This window comes from Agromyces aerolatus (assembly GCF_031432255.1).
GTDB lineage: Bacteria > Actinomycetota > Actinomycetes > Actinomycetales > Microbacteriaceae > Agromyces.
Window position 1 is genome coordinate 1 of sequence record NZ_JAVKGQ010000032.1, and the last position, 1,863, is coordinate 1,863.

Genomic DNA, 1,863 nt, shown 5'->3' on the forward strand with positions numbered 1-1,863 from the left:
TCGTGATCGACAGCGGCCCCGTGGGCGACCTGCCCTGGATGGTGCCCGGCTACCGACCCTGGTCGATCCAGATCGACAACCGCACTCGCACGAACCTCAGCTCCCGGGCCTTCGCCGGGTCCACCCGTGCCGAAGGGTGCTGGTACGGGGCTGACCTTCGCACGGCGTCGGACCCGCTGCCCGTACAACCGGTGCCGGTCGCGATGGGCGGCCGATCCGGGGCATTCATGACGGGGCAGCGGCTTCGGGGTGCCTCGTGCGGCGACAACCCGGGCGTGTTCTACATACACGTCGAGCCGGCGGGTGCCCCGGGGCAGCGTCAGGTCGTACAGCTGCGCGGGACGGCGTCCGGCATCGAGGTCGTCGACCAGGTCGGCGCCGGCCGGTTCACCGTGCACACGGAACGTGAAGGTGCATCCGTCCGCGTGGTCGTGAGCGAGCGGCACGACCCGCCATCGGTCGTCAGCGCCCCCGTGCTCGAGGCCGCGAGGTTGACGCCCGCCCCCGCGGCGCAGCACGTGCCGACCGACGATGTGAACGACCCGTCTCGGCCGGTGCATCGCTTCACGCTGTCCGGCGTGAGCTGGAACGTCCCGGGCGCGGCGTCCGACCTGACCGAGGCGACCCTCCCGCTCCCGACCGCCGAGGGCTCCGTCGACGGCGAGTCGTGGGACTCGCTCGGCACGGTCGCGGCGCCCACCGCGCCGACCCGGGATGGCGACCGGGTGACGATGGGCACGGCCGTGTTCGACTGGCAGACCTCGGCGGGTGCGACGAAGGACTACCGCTACTTCCGGGTCAACGCCGAAGGCTCGGCGTCGAACGTCATCGACACCGCTGGGCTGAGTTCACCGGCGCCTGCGCCTACGGTGTCGAAGCTGCAGATCACGGGAACGGCCTCCCCCCGCGCGAACGGCCTGGACCAGACGCCCCTGCGGATCAGCCTGTTCGGTGACGGGTCGCAGGCCCTCGACACGGTGCAGCACGCGAGCTGGTACGAGCGGGTCTACTTCCGCGATCCGACCACGAAGGCACTGATCACGGGTCTCGGTGACCCCGCGAACCCCAGCCAGCTCATGATCTTCTCCCTCCAAGCCGGCCAGTATGCGAACGACGGCGTCACCGCCGCCGGGGCCTCGATGGCCGCCTACTTCTCGACGCGGACCTCGCAGCAGGCCCGTTCGGTGATGGCCGTGCTCAAGCTCGAGGGGACCGTGGACTCGAAGTCGCTGCGGTCCGCGACGTCCTCGTTCCGGGCCGAGTCCAAGTCGCTGCTCGGCGAGGGAACGGGGGCCAACGGGCTGGTCGTCACTCCGTGTGCCGAAGGCGTGTGCACGCTCGCCGACCCGCAGGTCGGACCCGCGCTGCATAGCCTGACCGGCACGAGCGTGAGCGTGCAGTTCCGCACCAGAGTCATTCCGGGCGCGGGCTCGCTGCCGTTGACCCAGCCCGAGCGGAACGGAGAAGACCTCCGGCTCGTGAGCGACCACCTCACCATCCGCGGGAGCCGGGCCACGCTCTCGAACCCGAATGTGTTCGGGACCGGCACGATGATCGCCACGAACCTCGTGACGCACGGCGATCGCCTCACTCTGGAGAACCACTATGCCAAATGAGCAGCCCATGATCAGCTCTCGGAGGGTTCGTCTGCGAGCAGCGCCCGGGTCGGGGTCAGCATGGATCGCGGCGCTCGTGAGCGCGGCGGTGCTCGTCGTCGGCGCCGGCGTGCCTGCGACCGCCGCGGAGCGGCCGGCAGGTCCGGCACTCGAAGCCGAGGCCACGTCGGTGTCGTCGTTGCCGTCGAGTGCGGGGGTGACGGTGGGTGGGACGAACACGGTGGCTGCTGATGTGCTGGGGCTGGGG

The 1,863-nt window shown here is 70.7% G+C and carries 2 protein-coding genes; both read left to right on the forward strand.

Features of this window, described 5'->3' with window-relative positions:
- Positions 1–1,616 (forward strand): hypothetical protein (locus tag RH864_RS19125; protein WP_310519173.1); only part of this gene is annotated, 1,616 nt, incomplete at its 5' end.
- A 7-nt stretch (positions 1,617–1,623) separates the two neighbouring features.
- Positions 1,624–1,863: hypothetical protein (locus RH864_RS19130; protein ID WP_310519174.1), on the forward strand; the 240-nt coding region annotated here is incomplete at its 3' end.